General features: G+C 72.4%; 11 protein-coding genes. 6 read left to right on the top strand and 5 right to left on the bottom strand.

The annotated features are described in order from the left end of the window. The 3 genes from WMF11_RS24195 (at position 1) to WMF11_RS24185 (ending at position 3,963) form a co-directional block, all read left to right on the top strand. Entirely contained in the window at positions 1 to 1,155 is a 1,155-nt protein-coding gene (locus tag WMF11_RS24195) for a 3-deoxy-7-phosphoheptulonate synthase (protein WP_437979072.1), read from the top strand. Then, positions 1,152 to 2,564, top strand: a complete 1,413-nt coding sequence (locus WMF11_RS24190; RefSeq protein WP_437979071.1) for a chorismate-binding protein — start codon at positions 1,152 to 1,154, stop codon at positions 2,562 to 2,564. The genes WMF11_RS24195 and WMF11_RS24190 overlap by 4 nt, the downstream gene beginning before the upstream one ends. A gap of 136 nt (positions 2,565 to 2,700) precedes the next feature. Beyond that, positions 2,701 to 3,963, top strand: coding sequence for an MFS transporter (locus WMF11_RS24185; RefSeq protein WP_437979070.1), 1,263 nt, complete (start codon positions 2,701 to 2,703; stop codon positions 3,961 to 3,963). A 47-nt stretch (positions 3,964 to 4,010) separates the two neighbouring features. Here the strand turns inward: WMF11_RS24185 and thrS are convergent, their stop codons facing one another. Both thrS and WMF11_RS24175 read right to left on the bottom strand, forming a co-directional pair. Further along, on the bottom strand, positions 4,011 to 6,275 hold the full coding sequence (gene thrS / locus WMF11_RS24180) for a threonine--tRNA ligase (protein ID WP_437979069.1): 2,265 nt from the start codon (positions 6,273 to 6,275) through the stop codon (positions 4,011 to 4,013). A 340-nt stretch (positions 6,276 to 6,615) separates the two neighbouring features. Further along, on the bottom strand, positions 6,616 to 7,707 hold the full coding sequence (locus WMF11_RS24175; RefSeq protein WP_437979068.1) for a glucokinase: 1,092 nt from the start codon (positions 7,705 to 7,707) through the stop codon (positions 6,616 to 6,618). Positions 7,708 to 8,206: 499 nt separating this feature from the next. Here WMF11_RS24175 and WMF11_RS24170 point away from each other — a divergent pair, with 499 nt between their 5' ends. The 3 genes from WMF11_RS24170 to WMF11_RS24160 are packed head-to-tail and all read left to right on the top strand — an operon-like array spanning position 8,207 to position 12,746. Beyond that, positions 8,207 to 9,934 (top strand): mechanosensitive ion channel domain-containing protein, encoded by a 1,728-nt coding sequence (locus WMF11_RS24170; RefSeq protein WP_437979067.1) that lies wholly within the window; start codon positions 8,207 to 8,209, stop codon positions 9,932 to 9,934. Beyond that, positions 9,931 to 11,268, top strand: a complete 1,338-nt coding sequence (locus WMF11_RS24165; RefSeq protein ID WP_437979066.1) for a cation:proton antiporter — start codon at positions 9,931 to 9,933, stop codon at positions 11,266 to 11,268. Before WMF11_RS24170 ends, WMF11_RS24165 begins: the two co-directional genes overlap by 4 nt. Further along, positions 11,265 to 12,746, top strand: coding sequence for a cation:proton antiporter (locus tag WMF11_RS24160; protein ID WP_437979065.1), 1,482 nt, complete (start codon positions 11,265 to 11,267; stop codon positions 12,744 to 12,746). The genes WMF11_RS24165 and WMF11_RS24160 overlap by 4 nt, the downstream gene beginning before the upstream one ends. A gap of 12 nt (positions 12,747 to 12,758) precedes the next feature. Here the strand turns inward: WMF11_RS24160 and WMF11_RS24155 are convergent, their stop codons facing one another. From WMF11_RS24155 to WMF11_RS24145, 3 genes are all read right to left on the bottom strand, one after another. Next, complete coding sequence (locus tag WMF11_RS24155) at positions 12,759 to 13,421, bottom strand: hypothetical protein (protein ID WP_437979064.1); 663 nt, start codon at positions 13,419 to 13,421, stop codon at positions 12,759 to 12,761. Between the two features lie 207 nt (positions 13,422 to 13,628). Beyond that, on the bottom strand, positions 13,629 to 14,897 hold the full coding sequence (mltG, locus tag WMF11_RS24150) for an endolytic transglycosylase MltG (protein ID WP_437979063.1): 1,269 nt from the start codon (positions 14,895 to 14,897) through the stop codon (positions 13,629 to 13,631). Between the two features lie 106 nt (positions 14,898 to 15,003). Then, positions 15,004 to 16,581, bottom strand: a complete 1,578-nt coding sequence (locus WMF11_RS24145) for a vWA domain-containing protein (protein ID WP_437979062.1) — start codon at positions 16,579 to 16,581, stop codon at positions 15,004 to 15,006. Positions 16,582 to 16,615: the final 34 nt, after the last annotated feature.

Raw genomic sequence — 16,615 nt, 5'->3', positions numbered from 1 at the left:
ATGAACAATCTTCAGCGCCACGAGCAACAGTATTGGCGACCGCAGGGTTGGCGAACCATGGAACAGCGCTGCGTGCCGCCCTACGCCGGTCAGGAGGTCGCCGCGGTGACAGGGCGGCTCTCGGAGCTCCCGGGCCTCGTGGACGCCGAGGAGGTGCGCCGCCTCAAGGCAGAGCTCGGGGCCGTGGCCGAAGGACGAGCGTTCGTCCTGCAGATGGGCGACACCGACGAGCGGTTCAGGGAGTCGAGCCCGCGTCACGTCCGCGCGCGCATGGCGACGCTCGGCTCGATGAGCAACTACGTCGGCTTCATGCTCGACAAGCCGGTGATCTCCGTCGCGCTCGCGGCGGGGAGCTACGCGCAAACGCCGCTCCGCGCGACGGAGGTCGTCGATGGCGTGACAATCACGAGCTACTACGGGGAGATGGTGAACGATCCGTCGCCACACCCGTGGGGCCGGACGCCCGACGCGAGGCGGATGCTCTGGGCCTACGAGGCCGCGCAGGCGACGCTGGCGACGATGCGCCAGTGCGGGCTCCGGGTCTTCACCTCGCATCAGGTGGCCAATCTGCTCTTCGAGGAGGCCCTCGTGCGGAGGTGCTCGTCGACGGGCAGCTATCACGCCGCGAGCGCGCACCTCCTATGGCTCGCGGCCGAGCACCTCGGCGCCGGGAGCGCTTATCTTGAGTTCCTTCGCGGCGTGGACAATCCGATCGGCGTCCGCGTCGGGCCGGAGCTCTCCGCGTCGGAGCTGCTCTCCATCTACATGGCCCTCAACCCGAGGAAGGAGGCGGGGAAGATCGTCGTGATGACCAGCCTCGGGAGCCAGCTCGGACCCTTGCGGGAGTACGTCCATGCGTTTCAGGGCGCTCACGCCCCCGTCGTCTGGATGTCGGCGCCGGTGCACGCGGGCTCGATGGCGCAGCCGCTCGACGCGGCGATGGCGGAGGTGGGCGCGGAGGTCGAGAGGACCGCATCCGCGCACCTGACCGAAGGGAGCCGGCTCGGGGGGCTGCACATCGAGTCCTCGCGCAGGGCCCTCGCAGAAGGGGAGGTTGACGAGCGCGACCCCGCGCCCGCCGAGCGCGGGCGGCTATTCGAGAAGACGCTCCAGGTTTGCAGCAAGGTCGCCCACGTCTGCGCGAGGACCCAATGAAGACGACCCGTGTCATCACGTTCGACAACCCGCACCCGGAGGTGACGGTCGACGTCTACGCGTCCGCGGTGGCGCAAGCGCTGGAGGCGCGCTATCCGGCCTTCGCCGACGAGTTCCTCGGGCTCTTCAGCCACACGTCCGAGGAGGGGACCACGTCGATCGTAGCCGTCGGGAGCGAGCTCTCGATCGAATGCCACAACGCAGGCGATGCCCTCGAGCTGCGGCTGGTGAACGGAGAGGCGGTCGAACGCGAGTGCTCGTGCAAGCTCGACCCTGAGGCCGATTTCCACGAGCAGCTGTTCAGGGCCGTCGCGGCGTTCGTCGACGAGATCAGGCCTTTCCTTGCGCGCCACCACGGGCTGCCGCCGTCGACCCTCTTGCTCGGCGGATGGCGGTGCGGCATCGATCCCAAGAGGCCCGGCGAGGCGCTCGTCTTCACGATCCCGCGCGTCGCGTGCCGGCTGGCCGCGCGCGAGTGCAGCTTCACGCACTTCGAGAGCGGCGATCTGCGCGACGTCGGGGCGCGGCTCGTGACCTTCCCTTACGAGTTCAGCCTGTCCGCCAACCCGCGCGTGACGAAGCGCCAGCTGATCCCCGAGTGCCGCGAGTACGTCGACGCCCTCGTCGGCCTGATCCGCGAGCTCTCGGGTGAAGCCGAGGACAAGGTCGTCATCGGGCGTGAGGTTCGTCTCACGCTCCAGACGAAGATCTCGCCGATCCTGCTGCTCCGGTTGACCGCCCCCGCGCGAGGCAAGAAGTATGAATACGTCTTCCGCTGGCGAGGCGGGGACTCGTGGGTCGGTGTATCGCCGGAGACGCTCCTCATAAAGCAGGGCGCCGACATCGTCGTCGAGCCTCTGGCAGGCACGCGAAAGGGCTCCGACGCGAGGGAGAAGAGCAGCCGGTACCGCGAGGAGCTCCTCCGCGACGCGAAGGAGACGGAGGAGCACGAGACGGCCGCCAGGATGTTCCATGAGAACCTGAGCGCGGTTTGCGTGCCCGGGTCGATCCAGCGCGTCGAGTCTCGCAACGTCATCGATCTCGGCTACGTCCAGCACCTCAAGAGCACCATCACCGGGACGGTCAAGCCGGGCATGAACGTGTTCGGCACCCTCTCCGCGGTATATCCCCCGGCGACGATCTGGGGTAAGCCCATCGCGTTGAGCGGGCAGCGCATTCGCGCTTACGAGAAGATTGATCGCGGCTTCTATACGGGAGCCTTCGGTTACTTCACCTTGGACGATAGTGCAAAATTCGCGCTCGCGATCCGCACAGCGAAGATGAGCGGCAACGATATTCACGTATACGCTGGCAGTGGGATCGTGAAGGGGAGCGATCCGTACCGGGAATGGCTCGAGACGTCTCTCAAGATGAGCCCGTTCCTCGCGAGCGAGTTTCTCGTCGGCTGATGCCGGTGACTCCGGTGTGAAAAGAAGGAAAGCAGGTTTTTTTTTGATGAGCGCATCGTCTCGTACTCTCACAACCGTCGGTCTGGCACTCGGGCTATTCCTTGCCGCCCTCGAGTCGACCGTCGTGGCTACCGCGATGCCGACCGTCATCGGCGAGCTGGGCGGCCATGCCTTGTACGCACTTCCGTTCGCCGTCTACATGCTGTCGATGACCGTGACGAGCCCCCTGTGGGGACGGGCCTCGGACCGGCTCGGACGGCGTAGGCTCTACCTGTTCGGGGTGTTCCTCTTCCTCGCCGGCTCCGCGCTCTCCGGCGCGGCGGGCTCGATGCTGACGCTCATCGCGGGGCGCGCGGTGCAAGGCCTCGGCGCGGGGGCGCTCGGCACGTTGACCTTCGCCATCGTCGGTGAGCTCTATCCGCTGAAGGAGCGCTCGCGGATCCAGGGCATGTTGAGCGGTGTCTGGGGCTTGTCAGGGCTCATCGGCCCTCTCGTGGGGGGCTTGCTCGTCGATCATGCGAGCTGGCGGTGGGTCTTCTACCTCAACATGCCCTTCGGCCTGATCGGCGCGGCCTTCGTGGGGCGATTCCTCGAAGAGTCGCCGATCGCCGAGAAGGCGGTCCCCATCGATCTCGCGGGGGCCGCTCTGTTCACCGCGGGCAGCGGCGCGCTCGTATGGGGCCTCGAGGCGCGCAGCTGGCCTTTCCTGGTCGCCAGCGTCGTCGTGCTCGCCTGGGCGCTGCGCATCGAGAGCCGGCACCCCGCGCCGCTGCTGCCGTTGCGCCTCTTGCAGGCGCGACTCCCGCGGGTCGCCGTGATCGGCAATTTCCTGGCCGGCGCAGCCTTCTTTGGAACGGTGTCTTATCTCCCGCTCTATGCTCAAGGCGTTGCTCGCACAGGGGCGACCGCGGCCGGTCTGCTGCTCACCCCGATGGTGCTCGGGTGGACCCTTGCGTCGATGAGCCTCGGCACGGTCCTGCCGCGGCTCGGCGTACCGCGGCTCGCGCGGCTCGGCGCCGTGCTCCTCGTCGCGGCGTTCGCCGGGTTTGTCGCGCTCACCGGAGCGCCCCTCCCCCTGATCGGCGCGTGCGGCTTCGTCGCCGGGACAGGGATGGGCGCCATCATCTTGAGTCTGCTCGTGGGCGCTCAGGAGTGCACGCCCCGGCAGGAGCTCGGCGCGCTCACGGCGGTCCTCATGTTCGCGCGCAGCCTCGGCGGTGGCCTCGGCGTCACGCTCATGGGCGCGCTCATCGGCGACACGGAGGGCGTCGATCCCACGGATCTCGCGCGAGGTCTCCGCTTCGCCTTCGTCCTCGGGCTGGCGTTCGTGGCGCTCGGCCTGGCGTTCGTTGCGCAGCTCCGAGCGGCGGATCTCAAGCGGGCAGCTGAGCCCGCCTGACGCCGGGGGCCCTGGAGAAGGGCCCCACCCGGCGCCGCGGGGGAACGTCACGTCACGACGGGGATCGCGCACTGCTCGCGCAAGAACTCGGCGAGCGCCTCGGTCTTCATGAAGCCGCGGTCGCTCCCGTCACGCAGCCGGACGGTGGCGCCCTTCGCCTCCACCTCCTTGTCGCCGATGACGAGCATATGCGGGATCTTCTCGACCTGCGCTTCGCGGATCTTCGCGCCGAGCTTCTCCGAGCTCCGGACGAAGCTCGCCCGGATGCCGTGAGCGCGCAGCGCCTGGGTGACCTGCTCGGCGTGGTCGTTGTGTTTGTCCGACACCGTGACGACGCGCGCCTGCTCCGGCGAGAGCCACGCCGGCAGGGCGCCCGCGTGGTGCTCCAGGAGCACGCCGATGAACCGCTCGATCGAGCCGAGGAGCGCCCGGTGGAGCATGATCGGCTGCTCGAGCTCTCCCTTGGCGTTCACGAACCCGAGCGTGAAGCGCTCGGGGTTGTTGAAGTCGTACTGGAGCGTCGAGCACTGCCACCTACGCTCGAGCGCGTCGACCAGCTTGATATCGATCTTCGGCCCGTAGAACGCTCCGCCGCCCGGGTCCACCGTGTACTCGAGGTCGAGGGCCTTGAGGGCCCCCGCGAGGGTGCTTTCGGCCTTGGCCCAGTCATCGAGGCCGCCGACGTACTTCTCCGGCCGCGTCGAGAGGTTGATGTCGAACTGCTCGAACCCGAACGTGCGGAGCATCTTCAGGATGAAGCGAAGCACGCGGTGGATCTCCTGCTCGACCTGGTCCGCGCGGCAGAACAGGTGCGCGTCGTCCTGGGTGAACCCGCGCACGCGCATCAGGCCGTGCATGACGCCCGCGGCCTCGTACCGGTACACGGTCCCGAGCTCCGCGAGGCGCATCGGGAACTCGCGGTAGCTCCGCGTCCGGCTCTTGACCATGAGGATGTGAAACGGGCAATTCATCGGCTTGCAGCAGTAGTCGTGGCCGTCCACCGACATGGGGGAGAACATCCCCTCCCGGTAGAAGTCCCAGTGGCCCGAGGTCTTCCACAGGTCCGCCTTGGCGATGTGCGGCGAGTAGACGATGTCGTAGCCCTCCTCGAGGTGCATCTTGCGCCACTGGTCCTCGATGATGGTGCGCAGGAGCCCGCCCTTCGGGAGCCACATGACGAGGCCGGCCCCGATCTCCTCGACGAAGTGCGGCTCGAAGTGCACCTCGACGTCGGCGTCCTTCCGGGCGCTCACCGCGGCCCTGAAGGCGCTCTTCGACTCCTGCGCCGCCGCGCCGCGGAGCCGGACGTGCAGGCGCGGGCGCGCCTCGTCGCCGCCGCAGCCGCCGCCCGCCGCCGCCTTCGGCGCCTCGCCGAACTTCACCGTTCGCCGGAGGGTCCGCCCGGGGAACGCCGAGGCCGCGGCGCCGAGGGCGTGCTCCACGAGCGCGCGGTCGAGGGGCGCCTCCGCGTCCACGCCGACGTAGAGGTCGATCTCGTCCTTCTCGGAGTAAGCGTGGGAGTCGTAGCGCTCGGAGACGAGGTAGAGCTCGAGATCCCGCCCGAGCGTCCTGTGGTCGCGCTTCTTCGCCTCTTCCAGGCGGCGCACGTACTTGTCGAGGTCGTCCTTGTTGGGGAACGCCACGCCGCGCACGCGCTGGAGCGACTGCTTCGTGGCGTCGGCGCGCCAGTAGGCCGCCGAGGACGAGGTGATCTTGAACCCCTTGATGAACCCCGCGTGGGGCAGGTGCGGGCCGCGGCAGATATCCATGAACTCGCCGCAGCGATAGATCGATATGCTGTCCTCGGGGATCCAGGAGAGGATCTCCTCCTTGTATTCGTTCTTCTGCCCGAAACTCTCGAAATAGCTCAGCGCGTTCTTCTTGAGGACGGAATGCAGCTCGAACTTGACCTTCTGCTCGATGAGCTTCTTCACCTCGGCCTCGATCATCTCGAGGTCGGAAGGGGTGAAGGTCCGACCGGCAACGTCGAAGTCGTAATAGAACTCGTCACCATGGCTCTTCGGGCCCATCGTGACCTTGGCGCCCGGGAACAGCCGGAGCACGGCCGTCGCCATGAGGTGCTCGGCGGAGTGGTTGATCGTGTCCCTGCCCTCGGCCGTGTCCGGCTTCAGCAACTCCAGCTTCGCGCCGTCCCGGAGGGGCACGCGGAGGTCCTGGACCACCCCGTCGACGCGCGCGACGACGACGGCCTCGGCGAGCCTCGGCGAGATGGCCCGGGCGGCGTCGAACGCCGTGCCGCCATCCTCGAGCGCGAGGACCTTCCCATCAGGTAGAACGACCGAAGTTGCCATGACGTGACCTTCTTTTCTCTTTCCCCCGACTGTACGAGCGTCAGGTGTGTCGGTCTTAAAGCACCGTGCCACCAGCGTGTCAACGCCGCGAGGCCGCGCGCGGCCGCTCGATTCGAACGTGAGGGGGAGCGTGCGGCCGCGCGCGAGGAGCTCGTCCGCTCCTGCTCGGATCCTGCTCGGATCGTGCCCGGCGCGAGGCGGCGCCGCGCGATATGGCCTCTCGGCACCCCGGGGCGAACTCGCGCTCATCCGCCTCGGACCGACAGCGCTGCTCGATTCGGAGGCATGGAGTTGCGCGCGCGACTCCATGCCTCCGTCGTGGGCACGAGGACACGGGGCGTCAGGGCCTCCGGGCCGCCGCGCGGGCCCGGGGCTGCTCCGCGGCGGCGAGCTCTCTGGCGACGGCGAGCGCGCCCCGCACGCCGACCAGGGGATCGGTGACCACCGCGACGGGCACCTCCTCGAGGAGCGGCCTGAGGCGCCCCTTCTTCACGAAGGACTTCATGAACAGCTCGCGCCGCTGGGGGACGAGGTTCCTCGCGATGTTCCCGAGGACGAAGACCCCGCCGAGCGCGAGCTCGCGCAGGGCGAGGTTGCCGGCCTCGGCGCCGTAGATCTCGACGAACAGGTCGACCGCGCGCGCGGCGGGCCGGAACGCGCGGGCGAGCCCGAGCTCGGCGATCGCCGCGTTGCGGTCGCCCTCGGCGAGGCGGCGCTCGATCGCGCGCGGCACGCGGGCGGCGCGGGCGAAGAAGTCGAAGAGGGCGCCGAGCCCGTCGCCCGAGAGGACCCGCTCGTAGCTCACGTGGTCCGGGTGGCGCTCGGCGAGGAACTGCCACAGCTCGACCTCGACCGCGGAGCGCGGGGCAAAGTCGGCGTGCCCTCCCTCGGTCGGGAGCGTGACGTGGCGGGCGCCATTCCAGAGGAGCCGGGCCTCGCCGAGCCCCGTGCCGGCGGCGATGACGGCCACGTTGTTCCCCTTCGGCCGCGGCCTGCGCTCCGTGAGCGGCTCGATGGACGCGCGGGCGACGTGCAGGCAGCCCGTGGCGCCGACGACGAGGTCGTTGACCAGGAGCACGCGCGCGATCTTGAGCCGGCGCGACAGCTCGCGCTCCGCGAGGCGCCAGGGCAGGTTCGTGACGGTGGCGACCTGGTCCTTGACGGGGCCCGCGACGCCGAGCACGGCGACGGCGGGGTGAGGGGCGTCGCTGCGCACGAGGAACGGGAGGGCGATCTCCTCGAAGCTCGCGTGGTCGCGGCTGCGGAAGACGGCCTCGGAGAGGGGGCGGCCGCCGGAGCCACCGTAGAGCGCGAGCCGGGTGTTGGTGCCTCCGATGTCGCCGACGAGCAGCGACGGGGCGACCGATCTGTTGGTCCTTGCCACGCGGGCGCCCTGCCAGCGCCGTGCCTCGGCGGCAAGGCGATCGATCATCGAGCGAGCCCGGGGATCGAGGATTCCGGGCGAACTCGAGCGCGCGTGATCGCCTGGAGGCGACGGCGCCTGGCTCGCGGGCTGCCTGCCGAGGCCGTTTCATGTCCTGCGCCGCTTGACCGGCGGCCTGCCTCCGGCCGAGAGTGCCTGCGTGCAGCGGCTGTTCCCCGCGCTCCTGGTCGCGCTTGCCGGCCTCATTGCTCCCGCCGGCGCTGCGTTCGCCGGGCCGGTGCAGGCCGCGTCTGCGCCCTCGCAGGCCGCGCCCGCCCTCTCGCAGGCTGCGCGTGCCCCCTCGCAGGCCGCGCCCGCCCCCTCGCAGGCTGCGCGTGCCCCCTCGCAGGCCGCGCCCGCCCCCTCGCAGACCGCGTCCGCGCCCTCGCGGGCCGCATCTGCGCCCTTGCAGGCTGTGCCCGCGCCCTCGCAGGCCACGCCCGCCTCCTCGCAGGCTGCGCGTGCCCCCTCGCAGGCTGCGCCCTCTCCCTCGCAGCTCGCGCCCCCGTTGGCCTCGTTCGAGCCCACGCAGCTCGCGCCCCCGCCGGATTCTTCGGTCCAGCCGCCGCTCGTGCAGGTCTTGCCACCGCCCGCGGAGGCCCCGTCGGCGTCCGCGCAGGTCGTGCTGGCGCCCGCTCCGGTCGCTCGGCCTCCCGCGCCGCCGCCTGCGCCGGTCGCGCCGACGTCCGCGCCGGTGGCGCCGCCGGCCCCGGCCGTTGACCAGGGCGAGCCGGTGGCTCCCGACCCCCAGCCTTCACCTCCCGTGGTCGAGCAGCCCGAGGCGCGCGTCGAGCTGCTCGGCAGGACGGTCTTCGCCCTCCGCGTGCACCGGGGCAGCCTCTCTCCCCCGGAGCGCGCCCGTGAGGCGGCGCGCGTGCTGGAGCGCGCCGCCCAGGAGAAGGCGGTCCCCGAGGTCCGCGTCGACGAGCAGGACGGCGTGGCGGTCGTCTACGTCGGCGACCGCCCGCTCGTCCACCTCGGCCCCGAGGACGCGGCGGCGGCGGGCCACACAACGGTCGCGGGCCACGCCGCCGCGGTCGCCGGCACGGTGCGCGACGTCCTCGCCAAGGAGCAGAGCCGGAGCCGCCTCGCGACGAGCGTCTTCTCGTTCTCGCTGCTCGTCTTCTCCGGGCTGATCGCGCTGCTCCTGCTCCGCAAGGTCGGCGAGCTCGTCGAGCGAGGGCGCGCCTGGGTCGCCGAGCACCCGGAGCGGCTCCCGGCGCTGCACGTCCGCGGCATCGAGATGCTCCGGCCCGCCGCGTCGCAGGGCGCGCTCTCGGTCGCGCTCGGCGCCGCCGGCGTCCTCGTCCGGCTGGGCATCGCCTACATCTGGATCCTCTTCGCCCTCTCCCTGTTCGCCTCCACGCGCGGCACCAGCGAGAAGCTCACCGGCTTCGTGCTCGCGCCCATGTCGGAGCTCATGGGGCGCATCGCGCGGAGCGTCCCGGTGCTCGTGCTCGCGATCCTCGCGACGCTCGCGGTCATCGTCCTCATCCGCTTCGTGGGGCTGTTCTTCGGGAGCGTGAGCCGGGGTGAGACGTCGCTGGGGTGGCTCCCGTCCGATCTCGCGGTCGCCACCGGCGTCCTTGTCCGCTTCGGCATCCTCGTGGCCGCGCTGCTCCTCGCGGCCCCGCTCATCACCGGCACCGACGAGGGCGCGTTCACGCGGATCGGCTTCGTCGTGCTCGCGGCGGCCGGGCTCGCCAGCACGCCGCTCATCGCGTCGGCGGCCGTCGGCCTCTCGGTCATCTACGGGCGGCGCCTGCGCGTCGGCGACATCGCCGACGTGGGCGGCCGCGCCGGGCGGGTCCGCGAGCTGACGCTGTTCGAGGCGCGCCTCGAGGACGAGGACGGCTGCGTCGTGCGCGTGCCGCACCTGCTCAGCCTGTTCCACCCGACGCGCATCCGCGGCCGCCCTCCGGTCGTGTCCGTCGAGATCAGCGTCGACCCCGCCGCCGATCTCGATCGGGTGCGCGAGCTGCTCCTGAAGACGGGCTCGGGCCTCGGCAGCCGCGCCCGCGCCGCGCTCGTCGCGATCGACGAGGGGGGCGCTCATTTCCGGGCCACGATGGCCTGCGACGGCGACGACGTGCGCAGCCGCTGGCTCACCGCGGTCGCGCAGGCCCTCGTCGCCGCGGACATTCCGCTCGGGCGCGCGCCGGCGTCCTCCGGCGGCGCGCGGCGCGCCGCGCCCGCGCCCGCACCCGCGCCGGCCGACCGGAGCGCCGCCTCGTGAACGCCGTCTGGCTCCTGATGGGGCTCCTCGTGCTGTCGTACCTCGGCAGCTCGCTCGTCAGCGGCCGCGTGCTCCGGGGCATCGGCCTCCCTTCCGGCGCCGAGTACGTCGTGCTCGGCTTCGTGCTCGGGCCCTCGGCGCTCGGGCTGCTCGAGCCCTCGTCGCTCGCCGCGTTCGAGCCCGTGGCGGGCGTCGCGCTCGGCTGGCTCGCGCTGGTCGTCGGCCTCGACTTCGGCTTCGTCGGCAGCCGCCGCGTGCGGCCGTCCCGGATGGCGCTCTGCGTGCTCATGAGCCTCCTGACCGGCGGCGCGGTGGCCGCCGCCGTCTGGTTCGCGGCGGCCCACGGCGCTCCCTCGCTCGATCGCGGCGACCGCGCGCTGCTCGCGGCGGGCGTGGGCGCCGTCTCCGCCGAGACGACGCGGCACGCCGTGCTGTGGGTCACGCAGCGCTACAGCGCGAGCGGCAAGCTCTCGGACCTCATCGCCGACATCGCCGACTGCGACGATCTCGGCCCGCTGCTCATGATGGGCGGCGCGTTCGCGCTCGTCCCGCAGGCGACGGCCCAGTGGCCGATCCCGTTCTGGGGGTGGACGGTCGTGACGGCGCTCATCGGCGTGGTGCTCGGGCTCATCGCGGTCGTGCTCCTCGGGAGCGATTTCCGCCTGATCCAGAGCTGGGGCGTGCTGCTCGGGGCCTCGCTGCTGACGATGGGCACGAGCGCCCGGGTCGGCCTGTCGCCGCTGTTCGCGGCGTTCGCGATGGGCGTGACGATCGCCGCCTTGTCGCGGCACCGCGACGAGATCGTCGCCATGGTCGCGCCGACCGAGCGGCCGGTCATCCTGCCGTCGCTCCTGCTCGCGGGCGCGCACGTGAACCCGAAGGCGGCGCCGTTCCTGCCCTGGATCGTGGCGATCGCGCTCGGGGCGAGGCTCGTGGGCAAGCTCGCGACCGGGCTCGTCTTCCGCGTCGTGTCGCCCGACGCGCGCGAGACGTCGCCGTGGCTCGGCCTCGGGCTGCTCTCGTCCGGCGCGGTGGCGATGAGCGTCGGCCTCGCCTTCGCGCTGCGCTTTCCGGGCCCGGTCGGGCACACCGTCCTCTTCGCCGCGACGGCCGCGGCCGTGTTCGGCGAGCTCGTCGGGCCGCAGGCGCTTCGCGCCACGCTCCGCAAGGCCGGTGAGCTCGCCGCGCCCGAGCGGGAGTCTCTCTACTTCGGCCGCGGCCTGGCCCGCGCCGGGCGCGGCGCCGCGCCGGGCGACGGAGGCGAGAGGGGCGGCCCGCCGTCGCCCGCGGCGCAGCGCGGGGGAGGGGTGAGGAACGAAGAGGTGTCACCGTGAGCGCCGCAGCACTCCCTGACGTCGAGCCCGCCTCGCCCGCCTCGCCCGCCTCGCCCGCCGGCCCGGCCGCGCCGGCCGATCCGGGCGCGCCCGCCGAGCAGCAGGGCGCGCCCTCCGCGCGGCACCACGGGTCGGCCCCGAAGGGGCCGCTGAACCACCTCACGCACGCCGTCGCGCTCGTGATCCTGTTCGGGCTGCTCTACGCCACGACGCGCGCGGTCCCTCACGAGCACGGGCCCGCGGGGGCGGTCGCTTCGATCGGCTTCCTCCTGCTCGCGGGCACGCTCGCGAGCGAGCTCGTCGAGCCGCTCCGCCTGCCGCACATCTCGGGCTACATCTTCGCGGGCATCGTCGCCGGCCCGCACGTCTTGAAGCTCGTCGACCACCACGCCGTGGAGGAGATCTCGCGGGTCAACGCGCTGGCGCTGGCGCTCATCGCGCTCGCGGGCGGCGCCGAGCTGCGGATCGACGCCGTCAAGAAGAGCCTGAAGAGCATCCTCCTGCACAACCTCGTCCAGACGGTGCTCGTCTTCGTGGCGATGACGGGCGTCTTCTACGCGGCGCGCTCGCTGGTGCCGTTCGCGGCCGAGCTCTCGACCACGGCGGCGCTCGGCGTGGCCGTCCTGTGGGGCGTCATCGCGGTCACCCGCAGCCCCTCGGCCGTGCTCGGGATCCTCTCCCAGACGCGCGCGACCGGCCCCGTCGCGATGCACACGCTCGCGTTCGTGATGACGTCGGACATCATCGTCATCATCGTGACGGCGGTCGCGCTCTCCACGGTGCGGCCGCTCCTCGAGCCGGGCGCGACGATGTCGATGCACGAGATCGAGCTGCTCGGCCGCGAGATCCTGGGGAGCATCTCGATCGGCACGACGCTCGGGCTCGCGCTCGCGGCCTACATGCGGCTGATCGGCCGCCAGCTCATCCTCGTGTTCGTGGCGCTCGGCTTCGGCGCGACGGAGGTGCTGCGGTACCTCCGCTTCGACGCGCTGCTCGTGTTCGTGGTGGCCGGCTTCGTCGTCGCGAACCTGTCGAAGCAGGGCGAGAAGCTGGTGCACGCGGTCGAGGACGCCGCGAGCGTGGTGTTCGTGCTGTTCTTCGCGACGGCCGGCGCGCACCTCGACCTGCCCCTCTTGCGGCAGATGTGGCCTGTCGCGCTGCTCTTCGGCGTCTCGCGCGCCCTGGTGACGTGGGTCGCGAACCGCATCGGCAACCGGCTGGCGGACGATCCGCCGCTCTTGCGGCGGTGGTCGTGGTGCGGGCTGGTCTCGCAGGCCGGGCTGACGCTCGGGATCAGCCTGACCATCGAGCGCGCGTTCCCGAGCCTCGGCGCCGGCTTCCGCGCGCTCGTCGTCGGCTGCGTGGCGCTGAACGAGGTGTTCGGCCCGATCCTCTTCAAGTACGCGCTCGACCGCGCCGGCGAGACGGCGGTCGAGGCCTCGCGCGGGTCGCTGCCGAACCTCGGGCGCCACGGGTGAACCGGGGCCCTGTCACGGGGTGAACCGGAGCGAGTAGCTCACCACGGTGGGGCCTTTCCTGGGCTTGAGGAAGTCGATCTGCTCGAAGACGCCGACCACGCACTTCGTGAACGCCTGGCCCTTGAGCGCCGTCCGCGGCTTGCGCACCTCGGCTTTGCCGCCGTCCTTCTCGATGCGGAGATCGATGCCGAAGTCGCCGCCCTTGGTCGGGTCCTCGGCGAGCGCGAAGCAGCGGCGGAACTCGTCGAAGTGGGGCGCGACCGAGCGCTTGATCGGCTCCTTGGTGAAGTCGTCGTGCGGGCCGCCGCCGATGTGCATGCCGATGTTGGCGACCTTGACCTTCGGGAGCGGCCCGGCGTCGGCTGGCGCCGCCGCATCGGGCGCGGCGCTGGCGGCTGGCGCGGCGCTGGCGGCGGGCGCGGCGCTGGCGGCGGCGACCGTCGTCTCGGCGGCGGGCGCAGCGCTGGCGGCGGGGGCAGCGCTGGTGGCTGGCGCGGCGCTGGCGATGGGGGCAGCGCTCGAGGCCGAGTCGGGGGGAGCGGACGGAGCGGCGGTCGCGGAAGCGGCCTGCGTCACTTCGGCCGGGGGCGCGGTGCGCGGCGAGCAGCTGGCGACAGCGGCAGCGAAGGCGAGGGGAGCGGAGAGCGCGAGGAGGAGCGGAGCGGGACGGCGCATGATGGCGCGCGAATCTACACCGCGGCGCGCGCAGATCCAGGAAGCGGGGGCGGCGCGAGCGCGGCCGAGGCAACGCGAGGAATGACGATCCGATCGCTGCGCGTGGAGAGCCGCCGTGATGCGCGTGAGGGACTCCGTGCCGGAGGGAAGGGGTCCGTCGCGCCCGAAGGCGCAGTTTGTGCGCTGGATTGCGTTCGTGTCCCGCGCCTAGGGCGCCGTCGCGTCCCGGCGCTTCTGCACGGCGTCGTTGTGGTCGTCCAGGCTCTCGCTGAACCGGTGGCGGCCGCCGCCCGCGGCCACGAAATAGAGGTACTTCGTCGCCGCGGGCGCCAGCACGGCCGCGATCGACGGCGCCCCAGGGTTGGCGATCGGCCCGGGCGGCAGCCCCGGGTGCGCGTAGGTGCTGTAGCGGTTCTTGGGATCCCGCACCACGGCGGGCGTCGGCTTGCCGCTCCAATCTGCGCACGACGGCGCCTCGTCGGGCCAGGCGACGCAGCCGTAGAGCGCCGTCGCGTCGGACTGCAGCTTGCGAGAGCGGAAGCTCGGATCGAGGAGCCGGTTCAGGAACACGCTCGCGATGAGCGGCCGCTCCTCCTCGACGACCGCCTCCTTCTCGATGATGGAGGCCAGCGTGAGCACCTCGCGGCGACCCCAGCCGAGCGTCGCCTGGAGCGCCGCGAGCCCGTCCTTGCCCTGCGCCGCGAGCGCGCTCCACCGCCGGTCGGACTCGGCGACGAGGCGCCGCGCCACGTCGCGCGCGTCGGAGTCCAGCGCGAGCTCGTACGTCGCCGGGAAGAGGTACCCCTCCGCGCTCTCCGCGCCCACGGCGCCGCCGCGCTCGATGCCGAGCGCGTCGAGGAACGCGCCGTCGGCGGTGGCCGCGAGGAACGTCTTCCGGCCGGCGATGCGCAGCTTCTCCAGCCGGGCGGCGATGTCGAAGCGGCTGAAACCCTCGGGGATCGTGAGCTTCGCCGTGGGGCGCCCCTCCGCGCGCGCGAGCAGCTGCCGCAGCTCCCGCGGCGTCGCGCCCTCGAAGAGCAGGTGAGGGCCCGGCACGAACGCCTCGGTGCCGCCGGTCGCGCCGAGGTAGAGCGCCATGGCGCGCTCGCTCTCGACGAGCCCCTCGGCCGCGAGCAGCGCGGCCGCCTCGCCCGCGTCGAGCCCGCCCGGCCAGTTGATCTCCACGACGCGCCCCCGGTCCGGCGCCCTCGCGCGCCCGAAGCCGAACACCAGCGCGAGGAGCGCGGCGCACGCCGCCATGACCACGCCCGCGAGCCCGAGGAGCAGCGCGCGCCCGCGCCCGGCCCGGGGCTGGGCAGGGCGCCGCGACGCCGGCGAGCGCTGCCCCGCGCCGCGCGAGCGCCGCGCGGGGGTCGCCTTCCGGGTCGACGGCGGCTCGCGCGGCGGCGAGCCCTGCGCGCCGTCGCCACCCGTCCGGCGGTTTCCCGGCCGGCTCGCCCTAGGTCGAACGCCCACCGCCGGGAGTCAAAACCCGAAAGCCCGACGCGTGTCAACGCCCCGCGTGGCCGCGGGGCAGGGGCCGGAGCGCGCCGTCCGCGCCGCCCGCGCCGGGCGCCGCGCGTCAGCGCGCCAGATCGAAGGCCTCCGCCTCGTTGCGGCGGACGGCGCTCTTGCCCTGGCGGGACTGCGCCGGGGCGGGCCGCGGCGGCGCCGCCGCCGGCGCCTGCGCGAAGCCGCCCGGCCCCGCGGCGGCGGCCGGCGGCGGCGTGGCGAACGCCGGCGGTGTGGCGAAGTCCGTGCCCGCGCGCTCCAGCGCGGCGAGCTGGCCCTCGAAATCGGACGCCACGTCCTTCGCGCGGTTCGCCGGGGCGCTGGCCTTCGCTTTGTCGGCCGCCTTCTTGAGCGACGCCTGCTGCGCGTCGAGCTTGCTGCGCGCCTCGTCGAGCCGCCCCTGCTCGAACAGGAAGTTGGCCTGCTTCAGCGTCGCCGCCGTCTCGCTGCGCTGCACGCGCCCCGCGACGAGCGCGTCGAGCTCGCTCGCGTCGGCGTCGCTGTCCGCGATCGCGACGCCGAGCTTGCCCACGCACCGGGCGTCGGTCCTGGCGACGAGGTCCCGGTAGGTGAGGCCCACGTCGGCGACGGGGGACTCGCCGCGCGCGTCGCCGGCGGGGCCGCCGAGGCCGCCGAGGCGCACCTTGAGCAGGACCGTCTTCACCTCCCCCGCCGCGAACGCGCCGAGCGGCACGATGACCTGATCGCCGGCCCGCCGGAACGAGCGATCGAAGACCCGGTCGAGCTCCACGCCGGGCGCCAGGTCGATCGCGAGCTCCGCGCCGCTCGCGACCGACGCCGTGAGCTGCTCGGCCTCCGCCTCGAAGATGCGCGCGAGCGCGGCGTCGTTCTCGACGAAGTAGTGCCGGCCGTTCGAGTCGAGCGCGATCGCCGACAGGATCTTCTCGTTGTAGTCGACGTCGACCCCGATGGTCGTGATGGCGACGCCGCGATCGCGCGCCCGCTGCGCCATCGCGCGGAAGCCGGGGACGTCGCGGACCCCGTGGTTGGCGTCGCCGTCGCTGAGGACGAGCATCCGGCTCACGCCGGCGCTCGACTGACCGAGCAGCGAGAGGCCCTCCTCGATGCCGCACGAGATGCACGTGTCGCCGCCGAGCGAGATGCCGCGGACGCTCGCGAGGATGCGGCCGCGCGTGTCCGGCCCGACCGTGGTGGGCGGCACGACCACGCTGGTCCTCGTGTCGAAGGTGACCACCGACACGACGTCGCCGTCGTTCAGGCGGCTCACGGCCGTCGTCGCCGCCTGCACGGCGTTCGTGAGGCGGGTGCCCTTCATCGAGCCGGAGCGATCGATGACCAGCGAGAGGTTCGCCTGCGCCTGCGATCTCGCGGGCGCCCCGTCGCCGCGGACCTCGAACATCAGGAACGTCTCCTGCGCCGAGCGAGGCAGGCGCGCGTGACCGACGCGCCCCTCCAGCATCAGCCTCGATCCGGTGGTGAAGCGGCTCGGATCGAGCGCGGCCACGGCGCCGCCCGTCGCCTCCGGGATCTGGCGGGGCGGCTCGGTGATCACCTCCGGGACCGCCGTGACGGAGCTCCCGCCCCCGGACGGGGCCAGGGAGTAGACGGAGAGGCTCGTGAACATCATGCCGAGGGCGGAGAACAGGGCGACGTGGGTCGGCTTCATGGCTCCTCCAGAGAACGGCCTGGGCCCCCCGAGC

The organism is Sorangium sp. So ce295 (genome assembly GCF_051527405.1).
Taxonomy (GTDB): Bacteria; Myxococcota_A; Polyangia; order Polyangiales; family Polyangiaceae; genus Sorangium; species Sorangium cellulosum_B.
This window is presented reverse-complemented; position numbering and strand designations above follow the sequence as displayed.

Bases quoted from the DNA above. Each gene is read 5' to 3' on its own strand.
- WMF11_RS24175 (WP_437979068.1), bottom strand. From the start codon at position 7,707: ATGATCGATCGCCTTGCCGCCGAGGCACGGCGCTGGCAGGGCGCCCGC.
- thrS (WP_437979069.1), bottom strand. From the start codon at position 6,275: ATGGCAACTTCGGTCGTTCTACCTGATGGGAAGGTCCTCGCGCTCGAG.
- WMF11_RS24190 (WP_437979071.1), top strand. From the start codon at position 1,152: ATGAAGACGACCCGTGTCATCACGTTCGACAACCCGCACCCGGAGGTG.
- WMF11_RS24145 (WP_437979062.1), bottom strand. From the start codon at position 16,581: ATGAAGCCGACCCACGTCGCCCTGTTCTCCGCCCTCGGCATGATGTTC.
- WMF11_RS24195 (WP_437979072.1), top strand. From the start codon at position 1: ATGAACAATCTTCAGCGCCACGAGCAACAGTATTGGCGACCGCAGGGT.
- WMF11_RS24155 (WP_437979064.1), bottom strand. From the start codon at position 13,421: ATGCGCCGTCCCGCTCCGCTCCTCCTCGCGCTCTCCGCTCCCCTCGCC.
- WMF11_RS24185 (WP_437979070.1), top strand. From the start codon at position 2,701: ATGCCGACCGTCATCGGCGAGCTGGGCGGCCATGCCTTGTACGCACTT.